This is a genomic window from Azorhizobium sp. AG788 (genome assembly GCF_004364705.1).
GTDB lineage: Bacteria > Pseudomonadota > Alphaproteobacteria > Rhizobiales > Xanthobacteraceae > Azorhizobium > Azorhizobium caulinodans.
Genome location: NZ_SOBM01000004.1, coordinates 483,352 through 501,181, shown reverse-complemented (window position 1 = coordinate 501,181; position 17,830 = coordinate 483,352). Strand labels below are relative to the sequence as shown.

The window sequence follows — 17,830 nt, the reverse complement described above, 5'->3', positions numbered from 1 at the left end:
TCAGCCGACCTCGGCCACGTCCCGCATGCGCAGGCTGACGCGGGCCTCGCCCTGCCAGTGGTCCATGTCGAGGCCGCCGGCCACATGCAGGTTGCGCCCGCGCGCATTGAGGATGGCGCGGCCCAGCGGCTCCTCGGCGCAGCGGAAGGCCACGGCCTTGAGCGTGGTGCCGTCGCCGGCCACGAGGCGGGCGCGCACATGGCCGTTGCCGAAGGTCTCCGCATAGGTGAGCCGGTGGGAGGGGAAGGCAAAGACCGGCTCGGGATTGCCGGCGCCAAAAGGCCCAGCCTTCGCCACCTGATCGAGCAGCGCCGGCGTGGCGCCGCTGGCCGTGAGCGCCCCGTCGATGGTCAGCGTGCCCTCGCCCGCCGCTTTGGCGACGTCGGGGGCGAGCGCGTTTTCGAGGAAGGCCCGCAGGTCGCCGAGGCGGGCCTTCTCCACCGTGAGGCCGGCCGCCATGGCATGGCCGCCGCCCTTCACCAGAAGCCCCTCCTCCACGGCCGCGCGCACCGCCTTGCCGAGATCGACGCCCTGAATGGAGCGGCCGGAGCCGGTGCCGGTCTCGCCGGTGAAGGCGATGGCGAAAGCCGGGCGATTGAAACGCTCCTTGAGGCGCGAGGCGACGAGGCCGACCACGCCGGGGTGCCACCCCTGCCCGCTCACAACCACGGTGGAGGCGCCGTCGCCCGCGATGCCCATGGCCGCCTGCGCCTCGGCCTCGGCATCCGCGAGGATGCCCTGCTCCACGGCCTGACGCTCGGTGTTGAGGCGGTCGAGTTCAGCGGCGATGGCGCGCGCCTCGGCGGGATCCTGTGTCAGCAGCAGGCGCGTGCCGAGCGTCGCATCGCCAATGCGCCCGCCGGCATTGATGCGCGGACCGAGCAGGAAGCCGAGGTGCCAGGGGCGCGGCGGCCCGTCGAGACGGGAGACGTCCATGAGAGCGGTCAGCCCCGGCCGCTGGCGGCGGCGCAGGGCGATGAGGCCCTTGGTGACGAAGGCGCGGTTGAGCCCCTTGAGCGGCACCACGTCCGCCACCGTGCCCAGCGCCACGAGATCGAGGGCGGCGAGCAGGTCCGGCGCGGGGCGCTCGCCGGTCCAGTGGCCCATCTCGCGCAATTTGCGCACGAGTCCCACCACGGTCACGAAGACGAGGCCCACCGCGCACAGATGCCCGAGGCCGGAAAGATCATCCTCCCGGTTGGGGTTCACGATGGCGTTGGCATCGGGCAGATGCTCGCCCGCCTGATGGTGGTCAATCACCACCACATCGAGCCCGAGCCGCCGGGCTGCCGCCAGAGGCTCCGTGCTGGTGGTGCCGCAGTCCACCGTGATGAGAAGCGTCACGCCCCGCGCCGCCAGTTGCTCGATGGCGTTCACATTGGGGCCGTAGCCCTCGAAGATGCGGTCGGGAATGTGGAAGAAGGGATCAAGCCCCGCCCCGCGCAGCACGTCCACGAGCAGAGCCGTGGAGGTGGCGCCATCCACGTCATAATCGCCGAACACCGCCACCTGCTCGCCATTGGTTACGGCGCGAGCGATGCGCTCCACCGCCCCACCCATGTCGGTGAGGGTGTCCGGGTCCGGCAGCAGCGCCTTGATGGTGGGGTCGAGGAAGGCGGGCACGTCGTCGATGTCGACACCCCGCCCAGCGAGGATACGGGCCACGAGATCCGGCACGAAATGCCGCTGGGCGATGGCAAGCGCCATCTGCGAGGCGCGCACGTCCAACCGGTCGCGCCAGGTGCGGCCGGTGGCCGAGCGAGCGACGGACAGGAAGGGACGATTCGTCAGGGCGATGTTCACGAAAGGCATGAAGCCCAAGCAACTGCGCCGCGTCGAGCCTGAAAATGGGACCCGCCCCCGCGTGGCACGCAGACGGGCGGGTTGAGAGAGGCCTTGGCCCGTGGGGAAAGTGGCCTCCGTGGCCGGTCATGTCCGGCCGGCGACCTCCCCCGCAAACAGGTCTGCCACGCCCTGCGGAGCGGTCTCGCCGAAGAAGCAGGCGAGGTTGCGCGCCGATGTTGCGGCGACGGCCGCGCTGCGGGGAAAGAGCGCCGCTTCATAGGTGGCGAGCGCCGCCTCGGTGTCATCCGGCGACGCGAGGATCGCACCCGCCAATTCCGCGCCGTCCAGCATGGCAAGGTTCGCGCCCGCGCCGGCGAACGGGGACATGAGGTGCGCCGCATCGCCCAGAAGCGTCACGCCGGGCACGCGGGGCCAGCGCAGGCCGGCGGGGAGCGCATGGATGGGACGCAGAATGGGCGCCTGCCGCCCCTCACAGATGAGTGCGATGAGCGGTGGCGCCCACCCTTCGAAGCAGGCGGCGACATGTGCGAGAGCGCCACTCGGGTCGCTGAAGTCCAGCGCGCGGAACCAATCCTCCGCTTCGTTCAACGCGATATAGGCGTGCAACGTGCCGTCCGCGTTGCGATGCGCCAGGATGCCCTTTCCGGGCGCAAGCGCCATGAGCGTGCCGCTGCCGATGAGTTCCGCGCTCGCCGCGTGGCGGCCGGTCCCTGCCGGCAGGAGCGTCTCGATGAACGAGGTGCCCGTATAGGCCGGCTGCACGTCGCTAAGGCGCGGGCGCACCTTTGACCAGGCCCCGTCGGCACCGACGAGAAGTTCGGACATCACCGTCGCGCCATTGGCAAAGGTGACCTCGTGGCGCCCGCCGTCGCGCGCCACGACCGACACGACCTTGCGGCCCCACCGGATCGTCTGCGGCGCGAGGGAGGCGATCAGCAGCCGCCGAAGGTCTCCCCGGTCGACCTCGGGACGCTCCCCGCAGGCCGTGCCGGGCTTGTCGAAGAGGATGCGGCCGGTCTTGTCCACGATGCGCTTGGCATCTTCCGCCGGGCGCACGAGGCGGAGGAAGGCCTCGAACAGCCCTGCGGCCCTCAGCGCCCGCTGGCCGCTGTTCGCATGCATGTCGAGCAGGCCGCCCTGCGGCCGGGCGTCGGGGGAGGCTTCCGCCTCATAAATCGTGGCGCTCACGCCGTGCATTTGCAGCACGCGGGCGAGCGTCAGGCCGCCGAGGCCGGCACCAATGATGGTCACGGGGGTTCGCATGGGTGCGCTCCAGTCGTCGCGGCCGCAGAGCGCGGGAACGCTCACGGTGCGCGAGCCTGATGGTCAGGCAGTTGCTTTCGGAGACGCTGGCCGAGCCGGGGAGACCCCATGGCTGGCGTGTTCGCGATGCCCGAGGGACGGGCATCGTTTTTCGCGACGAAGACTTCGATACAGGCACGGGCGCGGCCGGGCAAGCCGGCGCGACCGCGCGGCTGGTCTGTCGCGGGCGACGATCCCGCTCAGTCCTCGATGTTGAACTTCTGCGGGTCGCGGTGCTCGGTCGAGATGCGGCGCACGGTGCCGGTGGCGGCGCGCATCAGCAGCGTTTCGGTCACCACGCGCCCGCGCAGCATGCGCACGCCGTGCAGCAGCGCACCGTCGGTGACGCCGGTGGCCGAGACGATGCAGTCGCCCTGCACCATGTCCTCGAGGCCATAGACCTTGCTGCCGTCGCGGATGCCCAGCTTCTTGGCGAGGCTGCGCTTGTCCTCGCTGTCGAGGATGAGGCGGCCTTCCATCTGGCCGCCGATGCAGCGCAAGGCGGCGGCGGCCAGCACGCCTTCCGGCGCGCCCCCGATGCCGAGATAGATGTCCACCCCGCTCCCGGCGGGATCGGTGGTGTGGATGATGCCCGCCACGTCGCCATCGGTGATGAGCTTCACTGAGGCTCCCACCGCCCGCACCGCCGCGATCAGCCCCGCATGGCGGGGCCGGTCGAGCACGAGGGCAGTGATTTCCGAAGGCGGCACACCCTTGGCTTCGGCCAGGGCCCTGATGTTCTCCTCGGGCTTGGCCGCGAGCGAGACCACACCCTTGGGATAGCCGGGTCCCACCGCCACCTTGTCCATATAGACCGGCGGCACCTTCAGCAGCGCGCCGGGCGCCGCCATGACCATGACGGACATGGAGCCCGGCATGTTCTTGGCGCACAAGGTGGTGCCTTCAAGGGCATCGGCGGCGATCTCCACCGCCTCGCCGCCCCGGCCCACCGTCTCGCCCTGGAACAGGTGCGCCACCTCGCCCTCAAGGCCGGGGCCGATGACCACCTCGCCCGAGATGGGCATGTCGCACAGTTCGCTGAAGGCGCCGTTGGCCGCCGCCTCGTCCGCCGCCTGCTCGTCGCCACGCCCGCGATAGACGGCCGCCGCCACCGCCGCGCGCTCGGTCACGCGGGCGAGTTCGAGGGCGAGACGGCGGTCGAGCTGGGGCGGGACACGGGACATGGAGACGTCAGTCCTTCTCGATGCGGATCACCTGCGGGCGACCGACAATGACCCCGTCCGCCTCTATGGCGTCGATGGCCTTGCGCACGGCATCCTCGGTGGTGGCGTAGGTGATGAGGATCACCGCCACATCCTCGGGGCCCACCGTCTTGGCGCCGGCGGCCCGGGCCGGCTGGCGCTGCACGATGGAGGCGAGCGAGATGCCCTCCTCCGCCATGCGGCCGGCGATGGTGGCGGCGGTGCCCGGCTTGTTCACGGCGGCCAGGCGGATGTAGTAGCCCCCGCCGTGGCGCTGCATGGGCGCGCGCTCGCAGGGCTCAAGCGCCGAAACCGGCAGACCGAAGGCAAAGCCCCGGTTGCCCTTGGCCACATCGATGAGATCGCCCACCACGGCGGAAGCGGTGGCCGCGCCGCCGGCACCGGGACCGACGAGGGTGAGGTTCACCGCGTCCCCATCCACCGCCACCGCATTGGTGACGCCGGAGACCTGTGCGATGGGCCAGCCCTTGGGCACCATGGTCGGATGCACGCGCTGCTCGATGCCTTCGTCCGTGCGCACGGCAACGCCCAGCAGCTTCACGTTGAAGCCGAGTTCGTCGGCCGCTTCCAGATCGGCGAGGGTCAGGGAGCGGATGCCCTCCACATAGATGGAGTCCGCATCCACCTGTGTGCCGAAGGCGAGGCTGGTGAGCAGGGCCAGCTTGTGGGCCGTGTCGTGGCCGTCGATGTCGAAGGTGGGATCAGCCTCCGCATAGCCGAGGCGCTGGGCCTCTGACAGGCAGGTGTCGAAGGCCAGCTTCTCGTCCGCCATGCGGGTGAGAATGTAGTTGCAGGTGCCGTTAAGGATGCCGGACACGCGGCCGATGCGGTTTCCGCCCAGCGCCTCGCGTAGCGTCTTCACGATGGGGATGCCGCCGGCCACCGCCGCCTCGAAATGCAGGCTGCCGCCCGAGGCTTCGGCGATCTTCGCCAGCTCAAGGCCGTGGCGGGCAAGCAGCGCCTTGTTGGCGGTGACGACCGCGCGGCCGGCCTGAAGCGCGGCGGTGACCGCCGCCCTGGCCGGATCGCCCTCGCCGCCCATCAGCTCGACGAAGACGTCGATGTCCGGGTCGCGGGCGAGTTCCACCGGGTCGTCATACCAGCGCACGGCGGAGAGATCGACGCCGCGGTCCTTGGACTTCGAGCGGGCGGAGACGGCGACCACCTTGACGGCACGGCCGGTGCGGGCCGCGATCTCGCCGGCGCGGCGCTCCAGCATCCCAACCACGGCGGCGCCGACCGTGCCGAGGCCGGCCAGACCAATCTTCAACTGGCTCATGGAACGAACATATGTCCTGTAAGAAAGCCGCGACCCGGCAGGCCGCGGCGGGATCATAGACACGGTGCCAGCGCGAGGCTGGCACGGGACGCCCTGAGGGACGCCCCTTCCGTCAGCGGATCAACGGGCGGCGGACAGCGGCACCACATTGTGCAGGGTGCCGGCCTGCTCGAAGAAGCGGCGGATGTTGCGTGCCGCCTGACGGATGCGCTGCTCGTTCTCGACGACCGCGATGCGCACATATTCGTCGCCGTGCTCGCCGAAGCCGACGCCCGGCGCCACCGCCACTTCCGCCTTCTCGATCAGCAGCTTGGAAAATTCCACGCTGCCCATGGCCCGGAAGGGCTCCGGGATCGGCGCCCAGGCGAACATGGACGCCTTGGGCACGGGAATGGTCCAGCCGGCGCGGCCAAAGCTGTCCACCATGGCATCCCGGCGGCGCTTGTAGGTCTCGCGCATCTCGGCGATGCACTCCTGCGGGCCGTTCAGCGCGGCAGTGGCCGCCACCTGGATGGGCGTATAGGCGCCATAGTCGAGATAGGACTTCACGCGGGCGAGCGCGGCGATGAGCCGCTCATTGCCCACCGCAAAGCCCATGCGCCAGCCGGCCATGGAGAAGGTCTTCGACATGGAGGTGAACTCCACCGTCACATCCATGGCGCCCGGCACCTGGAGCACGGAGGGCGGCGGCTCGTTGTCGTCGAAATAGAGCTCGGCATAAGCGAGGTCGGAGAGAACGATGAGGTCGTTCTTCTTCGCGAACGCCACCACGTCCTTGTAGAAATCGAGGTTCGCCACGGTGGCCGTGGGGTTTGACGGATAGCACACCACCACCGCGATGGGCTTGGGGATCGAGTGCTGAACCGCCCGCTCCATGGCGTGGAAGAACTGCGCATCGGGCTCCACCGGCACCGAGCGGATGACGCCGCCGGCCATGAGGAAGCCGAAGGCGTGGATGGGATAGGACGGGTTCGGGGTCAGGATCACGTCGCCCGGGGCGGTGATGGCCTGCGCCATGTTGGCGAAGCCTTCCTTCGAGCCGAGCGTCGCCACCACCTGCGTCTCGGGATTGAGCTTCACGCCGAAGCGGCGCTCGTAATAGGCCGCCTGCGCGCGGCGCAGGCCGGGGATGCCCTTCGAGGCCGAGTAACGGTCGGTGCGCGGCTTGCCGATGGTTTCCTTGAGCTTCTCGATCACGTGCGCCGGCGCGTCGAGATCGGGATTGCCCATGCCGAGGTCGATGATGTCCACGCCGTTGTTGCGGGCGGCGGCCTTCACACGGTTCACCTGCTCGAAGACATAAGGCGGCAGCCGGCGAATACGGTGAAAGTCAGTCATGACACGAGCTCCAAAGGCCGCGCGCTTGTCCTCCCGGCGCGGCGAACGGCCCTTTTAGCACTCTTCCGTGAATCAAAAACCACCCAAAGCGGTGCATTCAGGGCCTCGACCCCCGCTTCGGCATGCTGCAACGCAACGAAGCCCGCCGCACGGCGGGTCATTGCGCGCAATGGAGCTTGAGCCTCTAGGGGCCCTTCTCGATGGACTGAAGGACACTGTTGCCCTGATCCTTGGACACCCGCTCCAGATCCTTCTGGAGCTTGGCCTGCGCCTCGGGCGTGAGGGTGGGCTTGCGGGCGACATCCGGGGTCGAGAGGTTGGGATAGGCGGCGGGGTCCACCTTCGGCAGGTCCGGCACCCGCGGCTGGAAGACGGCGAAGGGCGAATCCGGCCCCGCAGCACACCCGGCGAGCAGCGCGGCGGCAGCGACGACCGCGGCGAATCGCCCGGCCCGCAGCGCCAGCCGGCGCGCGCCCGTCGTCCTGTCCGCCCGGCGCAGCGCGCCCCCTTGTGGCCTCATGACCATCCTATCCCTCACGCGTCTCGACGGACCTGCGCCCGTCTGCCACTCGCCCCCGCTTGCTGGCCGCATTAATATGGCCAAAGCTGACGGCGCGAAACAGATCCGTCGGGAAAACGATCTATAAAGGACGGAATCGTCTCAAGGAATCCCCATGGCCTCGCCGAGCGACGTGACCACGACAGAGCGCCCTGCCTCCGTAAACATGGAGGCGTTCGCCCAGAACCTTGCGAAGATGGTGGAGGAAGGCGGCAAGGCCGTTGCTGCCTACATGCGTCCGCGCGAGGAGGGCAAGCCGGACGACATGGCGGACGATATCGCCGATGCGCTCAAGACCATCGGCGAGGTGGCCAATTACTGGATGTCCGATCCAAAGCGCTCCTTCGAGGCCCAGTCGCGCCTCATGATGGGCTACATGGGCGTCTGGGCGGGGGCGCTCCAGAAGCTCTCCGGCGAGAAGGCCGAGCCCATCGCGAAGGCCGACCCCAAGGACGGCCGCTTCAAGGACCCGGAATGGGAAAGCCCGTTCTTCGACGCCTTGAAGCAGACCTATCTCGTGACCAGCAACTGGGCCGAGTCCATGGTCAAGGAGGCCGAGGGGCTCGATCCCCACACCAAGCACAAGGCCGAATTCCTGGTGCGCCAGCTCTCGAATGCGGTGGCGCCCTCGAACTTCCTCATGACCAATCCGGAGCTGATCCGCGAGACGCTCTCCTCCAGCGGCGAGAACCTCGTGCGCGGCATGAAGAATCTGGCCGAGGATTTGGTGGAGGGCAAAGGCGACCTCAAGATCCGCCAGACGGATATGAGCGCCTTCGAGGTGGGCCGCAATCTGGCGCTCAGCCCCGGCAAGGTCATCTTCGAGACCGAGCTGATGCAGCTCATCCAGTATGCGCCCTCGACGCCCAGCGTGAAGAAGACGCCGGTGCTGATCGTGCCGCCCTGGATCAACAAGTTCTACATCCTCGACCTGACACCCGAAAAATCCCTCATCAAGTGGATGGTGGATCAGGGGCTGACGGTCTTCGTCATCTCGTGGGTCAATCCGGACGCCCGTCTCGCCGACAAGGGCTTCGACGACTATATGCGCGATGGCATCTTCGCCGCGCTCGATGCGGTGGAGAAGGCGACCGGCGAACATCAGGCGCACACCATCGGCTATTGCGTGGGCGGCACGCTGCTCGCGGTCACGCTTGCCTACATGGCGGCGACCGGAGATGACCGGGTGGCGAGTTCCACCTTCCTCACCACCCAGATCGACTTCACCCACGCGGGCGATCTCAAGGTCTTCGTGGACGAGGCGCAGCTCTCGGTCATCGAGCGTCGCATGAAGGAGATGGGCTATCTTGAAGGACGCAAGATGGCCGACGCCTTCAACATGCTGCGGTCCAACGACCTCATCTGGCCCTATGTGGTGAACAATTATCTCAAGGGGAAACAGCCCTTCCCCTTCGATCTTCTGTTCTGGAACGCTGATTCCACGCGGATGCCGGCGGCGAACCACTCCTATTACCTGCGCAACTGCTATCTCCAGAACAACATCGCCAAGGGGCTGGCGGAGATCGCGGGCGTGAAGATCGACATGGGCAAGGTCACGATCCCGGTCTATTCGCTCGCCACCCGCGAGGACCATATCGCGCCGCCCAACTCCGCTTATATCGGCGCAGGCCTGCTCGGCGGCCCCGTGCGCTTCGTGCTGGCCGGGTCCGGCCATATTGCGGGCGTGGTCAATCCGCCGGTGAAGCACAAGTACCAATACTGGACCGGCGGTCCGACCGGCGGGGACTATGACGTCTGGCTGAAGGGGGCGCAGGAGCACAAGGGCTCGTGGTGGCCGGATTGGGCGCAGTGGTTCAGCACCCTGCATCCGGACGAGGTCCCTGCCCGCGAACCGGGCGGCACCGCCTTCAATCCCATCGAGGATGCCCCGGGCCGCTACGTGCGCGAGAAGGCCTGAGCGGCAGGGTGTCGCTCGCCTCAGTCGGCGAGCGTCGCCGGCCATGTGCCGTCGCGCACCTGCTCCTGAAGGATGCCGAGCGCCAGTTGCTCCACCGCCCGCACCGCATTGCCCAGCGGTCGATCGGCGGGGTGCACCAGATGCAGGTCGCGGGTCAGCGCGGGGGTGCCGATTGGCCAGGTGCGCAACCGTCCCTCGTCCACCTCGCGGCGCACGGCCGCCACCGGCAGGATGGAATAGCCGACCCCCGCCTCCACCAGCAGCTTGATCTGGCCGTAGGTGTCGAGATCGGTGACGGTGGAGAGTTCGGCGCCAGCCGCCGCCGCGCTCTCGTCCAGAAGATCGCGCAGGCCGTGGCCGGGGCTCGGCAGGATGAGCGGCAGCGCGCCCACGGCGGCCAGCGACACATGGCCCTTGCTTAGGCGTGGCTCGGGGGCCAGAGGCGTTGCCGGGCCGAGCAGGCACAGATCCTCGCGCAGCACGAGACGAGCGCCCAGCCTGCGATCCGAGACCGTGCGATAGAGCACGCCGAGGTCGATCTTGCCCTCGCGCAGCCAGTCCAGCACGAAGCCGCTCATGGCCTCGGCGATCCGCAGCTTCACCTTCGGAAAGCGGCGGCGGGCCTCCAGAATCAGCGGCACGCAGATGCGCTCGGAAATGGTGCCCGGCAGGCCGAAGCGCACCTCGCCTTCCGGCTCCGCCTGCCGGGCGATGACCTCCTCGCGGGCCACCGCCACTTGGGCGAGCACGGCGCGGGCATGGCGCAGCAGCGTCTCGCCCGCCTCGGTCACGGTGACGCCCTGCGGCGTGCGGAACAGCAGCTCGACGCCGAGGTCCAGTTCCATGTTGCGCACATGCTGGCTCAGCGCCGGCTGGGCCACATGCAAACGCTGCGCGGCCTTGGAGAAGGAGCCCGCCTCCACGATGCCGAGAAAGTAGCGAAGCTGGCGCAGGTCCAAGGATCAGGCTCCGGCAGGGGATAAGTTTTCAGTCTATCCCCGCGCCGGAGCTGCGCGCAAACCTATGACGGGCGGCGCAGCAGATGGGCGCGGTGGGGCTGGATGAGGACGAAGCCCTCGCCCTGCGGCTCGGCCACCGCGCGCACCACGTCCGCCACCTCCGGCGCCCGGCGGGCGGCGATCTCGGCGCGGGCGGGGTCCACCTCCACGATCTTGCGCAACAGGGCTTCGGGACCGGAAAAAGCGCGGTGGTCCTCATACTCCTCCATGCGCACGAGGGTGACGTCGCCCGCGGCAATCGCATCGGTGAGCGCCGCCTGCGCCAGCGCGCGGACTTCGGTCTCGTCGTCCACCAGCCGCACCGCCTCGAAGAAGGAACCCTCGGCCAGCGGCTCGATCACCAGAACGGGCCCCGCGCTCACCCGCACCGCCTCGCGCAGCGCCGCGCGCATGAGGGGCGCCGGCACGTGGTGCAGGGCATTGAGGATCACCACCGCACCGAACAGGCCATCGCGATGGGGCAGATGCTCCGCGCCCGCCTGGACGAAGCGCGCTTCCGGCACCGCCTGTTCGGCTGCCTCCACCGCCTCGATCTGCGGATCAACACCCGTCACCTCCGCCCCGCGCCGCACCAGCGCCTTGGCAAGCGCGCCGTGGCCGCAGCCAAGGTCGAGGACATGCTTGCCTTCGAGCGGGCCCAGAGCGTCTTCGATGACGGACAGGCTGGTGCGGACCGGACGGCTCATTCTGTACTCCCTCTTCCGCCGAACTCCGCGCGGACGGCCTGCGTCTGGGCGCCGAGGGCCGGCACGGGACCGGGCTGCGGCAACATTCCATCCACAAGCGCGCCCGCTCCCAGCATGCGCACCGGGCCGGACGGCGTTTCCACAGACACATATCGGTTTTGTGGATGCGCCGCGAGGTCGGCCAGGGTGGAAACCCGGCCATAAGCGATGCGCGCCGCCTCCAGCCGCGCCACCACCGCGTCCCGGCCGAGAGCACCGAACACCTCGGCGATGACGGCATCGAGCGCCGGCCGGGCCGCGACGCGGGCGGAATTGTCCCGGAAGCGCGGATCGTCCGCGAGCTGCGGCGCGCGCAGCACCTCGCGGCAGAAGGCCGCCCACTCGCGCTCGTTCTGGATGGAGAAGAGCACCGAACGCCCGTCACCGCAGGCATAGGCGCCGTAGGGCGCGATGGTGGGATGGGAAAGGCCGGCGCGCGGCGGCGTGCGGCCGCCATAGGCGTACTGGAGATAGGGCACGTTCATCCAGTCGGCGAGCGCATGGAAGAGCGACACGGCGATGTGCCGCCCCTGCCCGGTCCGCTCGCGCGCATAGAGCGCCTGAAGAATGGACTGGAAGGCGGTCATGCCGGCGGCAATGTCACAGACGGACACGCCGACCCGCGCCATCTCCTCCGCCGTGCCCGTGATGGAGGAGAGGCCCGTCTCCGCCTGCACGAGCAGGTCGTACGCCTTGAGATCGCGGTACGGCCCCTCCTCCCCATAGCCGGAGATGGAGCAGGTGATGAGGCGCGGATGCGCGGCCCGCAACGCCTCCGGATCGAAGCCGAGGCGGGCCACCGCGCCGGGGGCGAGATTCTGGATGAAGACGTCGGCCCTTGCGATGAGATTCGCCAGCAGGGCCTTGTCCGCTTCGAGGCGCAGGTCGAGGCAGACCGATTGCTTGCCCCGGTTCAGCCAGACGAAATAGGCGCTCTCCCCCTGTACGAGATGGTCGTACCCCCGGGCGAAATCGCCTTCGGGCCGCTCCACCTTGATGACCCGCGCCCCTGCCTCGGCCAGCCGCCCGGAGACATAGGGCGCCGCCACCGCCTGCTCCACGCTGACCACCAGGAGGCCGTCGAGATCGCCCGCCATGTCCGTTCTCCTCACACCCCCGCGAAAGCTACCGGCCCAGTGCCTGTGCGCGCCCATAGGACTTTGCGATGGCGGCGCTTTGATTTTGCTATTTGCCCCAGCGTCCGCGCACGGCACTTTAGGCGCCGTCCGACAGCGGGGGGCTGCCCATGACCACCTTCCTTCATACCGAGCGCCTCGTAGCGCTGTTCGTGCCCGGTGATCGGCCGGAGCGCTTCGGCAAGGCGCTCGCCGCCGGGGCCGATGCGGTGATCGTCGATCTGGAGGATGCGGTGGCGCCCGCCGACAAGGGCAAGGCCCGCGACGCCATCGCCGCCCACTGGCCGACAGAGGGCCGGCTGCTGCTGCGCATCAATGGCTGCGGCACCCCCTTCCTCGCGGACGACCTCGCCCTCGCCCGCCGGCTGCGCCTCAGCGGCATCATCCTGCCCAAGGCCGAGCAGGCGCAGAACATCTCGACCGTCCATGCGGCCGTGCCGGACGTGCCGGTGATCGCGCTCATCGAGAGCGCGCTGGGCCTTGCCAATGCGCGCGCGCTCGCGGCCACCCATGGGGTCGCCCGGCTCGCCTTCGGCTCCATCGACTATTGCGCCGATCTCGGCAGCAGCCACAGCCGCGAGGCCTTGCTGATGGCGCGCTCGGAACTCGTGCTCGCCTCCCGCCTTGCCCGCCGCGCCGGCCCCATCGACGGCGTCACGGCGACGGTCGCGGACGCAACGCTGGCGCGGGACGATGCCGCTTATGCCGCCGGGCTCGGCTTTGCCGGCAAGCTGTGCATCCATCCGAGCCAGATCGCCCCAGTCCTCTCTGGCTTTGCGCCAAGCCCCTCGGACATCGCCTGGGCGCAGCGCATCCTTGCTGCGGCATCCGAAGGGGCGGTGAAGGTGGATGGCGCCATGGTGGATGCGCCGGTCCGGATTCGAGCCGAGCAGATCCTGAAGCGTGCGGAGATCGGCTGAGCCGCAGGCATTTCGCGTCGACCGCGCTCCCGTGGCATGGTGGCGCCGCCCGCACCGGCGGGCGGTCCGGAGTTCCCATGCGCCTCGCCCGTATCCTTGCCTTCGTGCTCGTCACCCTCGCCTTGCTCGCCGGCTACAACACCTATAGCGCGCGGCAGGCGGAAGCGGCCCGCCCCCATGTGGGGCAGGAGGTGAGCATCGATGGGGTGCCGGTGCATTATGTGGAGATGGGCGAAGGCGATGCGGTGGTCTTCATCCACGGTGCCGGCTCATCCCTCAACGATTTTGCCCTGGCGGGGCTTCTGAAGGAAGCGGCGCGGCGCTATCGGGTCATCGCCTTCGACCGGCCGGGCTATGGCACCACGCCGCGCCCGCGCGACATCGCCTGGACGCCGCAGCGGCAGGCCGAACTGCTGCGCGGCGCGCTGGCCCGGCTCGGCGTCTCCCATGCCATTCTGGTCGGGCATTCCTTCGGCGCGCAGGTGGCCGTCAATATGGCCCTGCAGGACCCATCCCTTGCCGGCGGGCTCGTGCTGATCTCCGGCTTTTATTACCCCGATCCGCGCCTGGACATGAAGCTGACCAGCGCGCTGGCGACGCCAGGCCTCAACGAGACCCTCAACTACACGCTGATGCCGCCGCTGCTGCGTCTTTTCTGGCCGCAGATGATGGAGGACATCTACGGCCCAAACCCCGTGCCCGCCCTGTTCACGCCGGTCATGCAGGGCATGACGCTCCGGCCCTGGCAGTTGGTGGCGGTGGCGGATGACGTCTCCCGCCTCAACGCGGCCACGCAGGAGAACATGCTGCGCTATCACGGCCTCGACATGCCGGTGGCCATCGTGGTGGGGGGCGAGGACCGGCTGGTCTCGGCCTCCTATCATTCGGAGCGCCTGCATGCCCAGATCCGCCAGAGCACGCTCCGCGTCATCCCGAACGCGGGTCACATGGTGCACCACTTCGCGCAGGCCGAGGTGATGGCCGCCATCGACGAGGTGGCGCATGCGGAAACGCAGTTCGCCACCGCGCCCGCGCGCCGTCCCCTGTTCGCCGAGGCGAGCCGGCGGCCTCTCGTGCCGCAGCCCTGAGCGCCGGCCTCGGCGGGACGGCTCTCAGAGCACCTGGCCGAGGAAGGCCTTGGTGCGCTCGTCCTTGGGATTGGCGAAGAACTCGGCCGGCGGGCCGTGTTCCACGATGAGGCCCTTGTCGGTGAAATAGATGTGGTCCGCCACCTCGCGGGCAAAGCCCATCTCGTGGGTCACGAGAATGCAGGTCATGCCCTCTTCCGCCAGTTCGCGGATGGTGACGAGCACCTCCTTGACCGTCTCAGGGTCCAGCGCTGCCGTCACCTCGTCGAACAGCATCACGTCCGGCTTCATGGCGAGCGAGCGGGCGATGGCGACGCGCTGCTGCTGGCCGCCGGAGAGCTGGCCGGGATAGGCGTTCTCCTTGCCCTGAAGGCGCACCTTGGCAAGCAGTGCCCGGGCCCGCTCCTCCACTTCCTTGCGGCTCTGCTTCAGCACGTGGACGGGCGCCATCATCACGTTCTGGAGTGCCGTGCGGTGGGGGAAGAGGTTGTACTGCTGGAACACCATGCCGACCTTGCGGCGCAGCGCCAGCTTGTCGAGCTTGGGATCGTTCACCTCCTGCCCCTCGACGCGGATGGTGCCGCTGTCGATAGGCACGAGGGCGTTGATGCAGCGGATCAGCGTGGACTTGCCCGAGCCGGACGGGCCGATGATGCAGATCACCTCGCCCTTGCGCACGTCGAGCGAGACGCCCTTGAGCACCTCGAGCGAGCCGAAGGACTTGTGCACGTCCACCACGCGGACGAGCGGCTGGTCCGGGGTCCAGCCGAATTCATTCTCAGGAGTGGAAGTGGGGGCGGCCAAGGCGCGTCTCCGGCACGGCAATCATTGGTGAAGTTGGAAGCGCCGCTCAAGGTAAAGCGTGAAGCGCTCGATGGGGTAGCAGTAGACAAAGAAGCAGAGCATGGCGAAGCCGTAGAGCGGCGCCAGCAGGTCAGGCCGTCCGCCCTCGGCCGCATGCACCTGCGCGATGAGGGTGAGCATTTCGGTGACGCCCACGATGGAGGCCTGCACGGTCGCCATGGTGACCAGCGTGTAGAGGTTCATCCAAGGCGGCAGCATGCGCTTCACGCACTGCGGCAGGATGATCATCCACAGCGTCTGGCGGCGGGAGAAGGCGAGCGATTCCGCCGCCTCCCACTGGCCGCTCGGCAGCGACTTCACGGCGCCGCGCACGATCTCCGCCATGTTCGCCATCACCGGCAGGGCGAAGCCGATCACCGCCTTCACCCAGTCCGGGAAGGGGATGGTCTTGCCCAGGATGGTGAACTGGAACGGGATCATGAACATGGCGAAGAACAGCAGCACCAGCCATGGCGCGTTGCGGAAGAACTGCGTCGCGCCCCACGCCGTCTGGCGCAGCGGCGCCGACTGGCTGATGGCGGCAAGGCCGAGGCCGAGACCCGCCACCGTGCCCAAGGCCATGGACAGCACAGAGATCAGGATGTTGAACCCGAAGCCCCACATGAGCAGCGGGAACCACTTCCAGATCACCCCGAAGGCGGAAAGCTGGCCCGGTGCGCCCTGCGCATGGGCGCCGCCGGCGACCACGAGGCCGATGCCGACGATGCCGGCCGCATGGAGCAAAGTGATCCGCCATGGCGGAAAGCGCCGCTGGCGTTCGCCAAGCCGGAACGGCAGCAGGACGGGAAGAGGGCTGGCCGGCAGGGTGCCGGTGGAGGACGGCGCGCCGCTCATGAGGCCGCTCCCTGGCCATAGCCGGGAATGGCGAGCGCCCGTTCCCAGCGATGCATGATGTAGACGAGGATGCCCACGAGGCCGGTATAGACCAGCAGCAGAACCACCATCATCACCGGCACGTTCTGGCTGTCGTTCCAGATCTGCTTGGAGACATAGAGCGTCTCCGGCACGGCGATGGCATAGGCGAGCGTGGTGGTCTTGAGCAGATTGACGAGATTGTTGTTCAGCGCCGGCAGGCAGATGCGCAAAGCGAGCGGCAGCAGCACGTGGCGATAGACGCCGATGCGCGTATAGCCCAGCGCCTCGGCGGCCTCCGACGTGGTGCGCGGCACCGCCTCGAGACCGGAGCGGAAGATCTCGACGTTATAGGCACCGGCGAAGAGGGACAGAGAGATGATCGCCCACTGCACGTTGGAGATCATCTGCACCATCATGCCGTCGTCATTCTCCACCCGCGGCAGGATCTGCCCGAGGCCGAAGTAGAAGAAGAAGATCTGCACCAGCGGCGGGGTGTTGCGGAACAGGACGACGAAGCCGTTCACCAGCGCGCGGATGGCGCGCACGGGCGAGCCCTGCGCCCAGGCGCCGATGGCACCGATGACGATGGAGATGAGGATCGACACCACCGACAGATAGATCGTCATGCCGACGCCGGACACGAAGCGCTGCCGGTCGTAGGCATCATAGACGATGGTCAGGTTGATGCCGGTCGTGTCGTAGAGGTTGCGGAACCACTCCGCGACGAGATCCATGGATCAGCCCGTCGATCAGGGAAGGAGGGAGAGCGGCGGGTGGCCGGAGCCTGCCGCAGGCTTGGCCCCTGACACATTTTTCACCATCAGGAAACCCGCTTGCCCGCGGGGGCGTCCGGAAAGCCGGTTCTGTACACAGAAGGGCGCGCCGCCGAAGCCGCGCGCCCCTTTGGGCTCAGGAGCCTTTCTTCTCTTCGTGCATGCGCTTGGAATAGTCGGTCGGCTCGATGCCCCACTTCTTCTCCTCGTTCACGATGAAGCCGGTCTTCATCCAGTCGAGGGTGGTGTCGGTCATGAACTTGGCGAACTTGTCCTCGCCCGGCGCCACCGCGAGAATCCACGGGGCTTCCATCACGCCCGGCAGCGGCATCGCGTAGTCGGCGGTCCACTCGGCGTCGAGCAGCTTGCCCTGAATGAAGGTCTGGTCATACAGGTAGCCGATGCATTCGCCGCCCTTGAGCGCGAACAGCGGCTTCTCGGAGCCGTCGAAGGCCTTCACCTCGGCGCCGTACTTGGTGGACACGTCCTTGTTGTACCAAGCGCCCGAGGTGCCGCAGAGCACCTTGCCCTTCAGGTCTTCCCACTTGGTGACGTTCTTCACCTTCTTGGACAGAAGGATGTTCACCGCGTCGGAATAATAGGGCGGGTCGATGGCCAGCACGACCTTCCGGCGCTCCGGCTTGTCGGACATGGTGGCGATCATCAGGTCGATCTTGCCCTGCTGGAGGAACTCGATGCGGTTGGCGGAGACCACCGGCACCAGCTCCAGCTTCACGCCGAGGCGCTTGGCGACGTCGGCGGCCAGATCCGGCTCGATGCCGACGATGGCGCCCGAGGGATCGCGGAAGCCGAACGGCTTGTAGTCGGCCTTCACGCCAACCGTCAGGACGCCCTTCTCCTTGATCTTGTCCAGCACGTCGGCGGAAGCCGCCACGGTGCCCGCGAGCAGGGCAAGGGCGGACGCAATCAGAAGCTTTTTCATGGAGGATCCCCATCCTGGGCCGAGGGCTGAGCTCCCCGAGCCGCGATTATTCAGAACCGGCGAGGCGAGACTCACGCGGGAC

16 protein-coding genes are annotated in these 17,830 nt (G+C 68.3%); 3 read left to right on the top strand and 13 right to left on the bottom strand.

The genetic code is table 11. The annotated features are described in order from the left end of the window. From recJ to DFO45_RS13020, 6 genes are all read right to left on the bottom strand, one after another. The gene (recJ, locus tag DFO45_RS13045; protein ID WP_133865187.1) at nt 1-1,812 is read right to left on the bottom strand and encodes a single-stranded-DNA-specific exonuclease RecJ; all 1,812 of its coding nucleotides are present in this window, start codon (nt 1,810-1,812) and stop codon (nt 1-3) included. A 117-nt stretch (nt 1,813-1,929) separates the two neighbouring features. Continuing rightward, the gene (locus DFO45_RS13040) at nt 1,930-3,069 is read right to left on the bottom strand and encodes an NAD(P)/FAD-dependent oxidoreductase (protein WP_133865186.1); all 1,140 of its coding nucleotides are present in this window, start codon (nt 3,067-3,069) and stop codon (nt 1,930-1,932) included. Nucleotides 3,070-3,308: 239 nt separating this feature from the next. Then, entirely contained in the window at nt 3,309-4,292 is a 984-nt protein-coding gene (glpX, locus tag DFO45_RS13035) for a class II fructose-bisphosphatase (protein WP_133865185.1), read from the bottom strand. A gap of 7 nt (nt 4,293-4,299) precedes the next feature. Beyond that, nucleotides 4,300-5,610: a homoserine dehydrogenase gene (locus tag DFO45_RS13030; protein WP_133865184.1), complete on the bottom strand. Its 1,311-nt coding sequence runs from the start codon at nt 5,608-5,610 to the stop codon at nt 4,300-4,302. A 120-nt stretch (nt 5,611-5,730) separates the two neighbouring features. Next, nucleotides 5,731-6,948, bottom strand: coding sequence for an LL-diaminopimelate aminotransferase (locus DFO45_RS13025; protein ID WP_012170375.1), 1,218 nt, complete (start codon nt 6,946-6,948; stop codon nt 5,731-5,733). A gap of 184 nt (nt 6,949-7,132) precedes the next feature. After that, a complete protein-coding gene (locus tag DFO45_RS13020; RefSeq protein WP_133865183.1) occupies nt 7,133-7,468 on the bottom strand; it encodes a hypothetical protein in 336 nt (111 codons plus the stop codon). Between the two features lie 154 nt (nt 7,469-7,622). On the opposite strand from DFO45_RS13020, the gene DFO45_RS13015 reads away from it, so the two are divergent. After that, nucleotides 7,623-9,425, top strand: a complete 1,803-nt coding sequence (locus tag DFO45_RS13015) for a class I poly(R)-hydroxyalkanoic acid synthase (RefSeq protein WP_245518080.1) — start codon at nt 7,623-7,625, stop codon at nt 9,423-9,425. Between the two features lie 20 nt (nt 9,426-9,445). Here DFO45_RS13015 and DFO45_RS13010 read toward each other — a convergent pair whose 3' ends face one another. The 3 genes from DFO45_RS13010 to DFO45_RS13000 form a co-directional block, all read right to left on the bottom strand. Next, on the bottom strand, nt 9,446-10,384 hold the full coding sequence (locus tag DFO45_RS13010; protein WP_133865182.1) for a LysR substrate-binding domain-containing protein: 939 nt from the start codon (nt 10,382-10,384) through the stop codon (nt 9,446-9,448). 62 nt (nt 10,385-10,446) lie between these two features. After that, nucleotides 10,447-11,130 (bottom strand): class I SAM-dependent methyltransferase, encoded by a 684-nt coding sequence (locus tag DFO45_RS13005; protein WP_133865181.1) that lies wholly within the window; start codon nt 11,128-11,130, stop codon nt 10,447-10,449. Next, nucleotides 11,127-12,266, bottom strand: a complete 1,140-nt coding sequence (locus DFO45_RS13000) for a CaiB/BaiF CoA-transferase family protein (protein WP_133865180.1) — start codon at nt 12,264-12,266, stop codon at nt 11,127-11,129. Before DFO45_RS13000 ends, DFO45_RS13005 begins: the two co-directional genes overlap by 4 nt. Nucleotides 12,267-12,415: 149 nt before the next feature. Here DFO45_RS13000 and DFO45_RS12995 point away from each other — a divergent pair, with 149 nt between their 5' ends. Both DFO45_RS12995 and DFO45_RS12990 read left to right on the top strand, forming a co-directional pair. Beyond that, a complete protein-coding gene (locus tag DFO45_RS12995) occupies nt 12,416-13,225 on the top strand; it encodes a CoA ester lyase (RefSeq protein WP_133865179.1) in 810 nt (269 codons plus the stop codon). A gap of 77 nt (nt 13,226-13,302) precedes the next feature. Then, nucleotides 13,303-14,313 carry an alpha/beta hydrolase gene (locus tag DFO45_RS12990; RefSeq protein ID WP_133865178.1) on the top strand — a complete coding sequence of 337 codons (1,011 nt, stop codon included), beginning with the start codon at nt 13,303-13,305 and terminating at the stop codon, nt 14,311-14,313. Nucleotides 14,314-14,337: 24 nt separating this feature from the next. Here the strand turns inward: DFO45_RS12990 and DFO45_RS12985 are convergent, their stop codons facing one another. The 4 genes from DFO45_RS12985 to DFO45_RS12970 all read right to left on the bottom strand — a co-directional run bounded on the left by DFO45_RS12985 (nt 14,338) and on the right by DFO45_RS12970 (nt 17,748). After that, a complete protein-coding gene (locus tag DFO45_RS12985) occupies nt 14,338-15,117 on the bottom strand; it encodes an amino acid ABC transporter ATP-binding protein (protein WP_133865177.1) in 780 nt (259 codons plus the stop codon). Nucleotides 15,118-15,138: 21 nt separating this feature from the next. Beyond that, nucleotides 15,139-16,011, bottom strand: a complete 873-nt coding sequence (locus tag DFO45_RS12980; protein ID WP_133865176.1) for an amino acid ABC transporter permease — start codon at nt 16,009-16,011, stop codon at nt 15,139-15,141. Next, nucleotides 16,008-16,766, bottom strand: a complete 759-nt coding sequence (locus DFO45_RS12975) for an amino acid ABC transporter permease (RefSeq protein WP_012170365.1) — start codon at nt 16,764-16,766, stop codon at nt 16,008-16,010. Before DFO45_RS12975 ends, DFO45_RS12980 begins: the two co-directional genes overlap by 4 nt. A 175-nt stretch (nt 16,767-16,941) precedes the next feature. Next, nucleotides 16,942-17,748, bottom strand: coding sequence for a transporter substrate-binding domain-containing protein (locus DFO45_RS12970; RefSeq protein WP_043879147.1), 807 nt, complete (start codon nt 17,746-17,748; stop codon nt 16,942-16,944). Nucleotides 17,749-17,830: the final 82 nt, after the last annotated feature.

Coding starts and splice junctions, on each gene's coding strand:
- DFO45_RS12990 (WP_133865178.1), top strand. CDS start 13,303: ATGCGCCTCGCCCGTATCCTTGCCTTCGTGCTCGTCACCCTCGCCTTG.
- DFO45_RS12980 (WP_133865176.1), bottom strand. CDS start 16,011: ATGAGCGGCGCGCCGTCCTCCACCGGCACCCTGCCGGCCAGCCCTCTT.
- DFO45_RS13015 (WP_245518080.1), top strand. CDS start 7,623: ATGGCCTCGCCGAGCGACGTGACCACGACAGAGCGCCCTGCCTCCGTA.
- DFO45_RS13000 (WP_133865180.1), bottom strand. CDS start 12,266: ATGGCGGGCGATCTCGACGGCCTCCTGGTGGTCAGCGTGGAGCAGGCG.
- DFO45_RS13040 (WP_133865186.1), bottom strand. CDS start 3,069: ATGCGAACCCCCGTGACCATCATTGGTGCCGGCCTCGGCGGCCTGACG.
- recJ (WP_133865187.1), bottom strand. CDS start 1,812: ATGCCTTTCGTGAACATCGCCCTGACGAATCGTCCCTTCCTGTCCGTC.
- DFO45_RS12970 (WP_043879147.1), bottom strand. CDS start 17,748: ATGAAAAAGCTTCTGATTGCGTCCGCCCTTGCCCTGCTCGCGGGCACC.
- DFO45_RS12995 (WP_133865179.1), top strand. CDS start 12,416: ATGACCACCTTCCTTCATACCGAGCGCCTCGTAGCGCTGTTCGTGCCC.
- DFO45_RS13020 (WP_133865183.1), bottom strand. CDS start 7,468: ATGAGGCCACAAGGGGGCGCGCTGCGCCGGGCGGACAGGACGACGGGC.
- DFO45_RS13025 (WP_012170375.1), bottom strand. CDS start 6,948: ATGACTGACTTTCACCGTATTCGCCGGCTGCCGCCTTATGTCTTCGAG.
- DFO45_RS13030 (WP_133865184.1), bottom strand. CDS start 5,610: ATGAGCCAGTTGAAGATTGGTCTGGCCGGCCTCGGCACGGTCGGCGCC.
- DFO45_RS12975 (WP_012170365.1), bottom strand. CDS start 16,766: ATGGATCTCGTCGCGGAGTGGTTCCGCAACCTCTACGACACGACCGGC.
- glpX (WP_133865185.1), bottom strand. CDS start 4,292: ATGTCCCGTGTCCCGCCCCAGCTCGACCGCCGTCTCGCCCTCGAACTC.
- DFO45_RS13005 (WP_133865181.1), bottom strand. CDS start 11,130: ATGAGCCGTCCGGTCCGCACCAGCCTGTCCGTCATCGAAGACGCTCTG.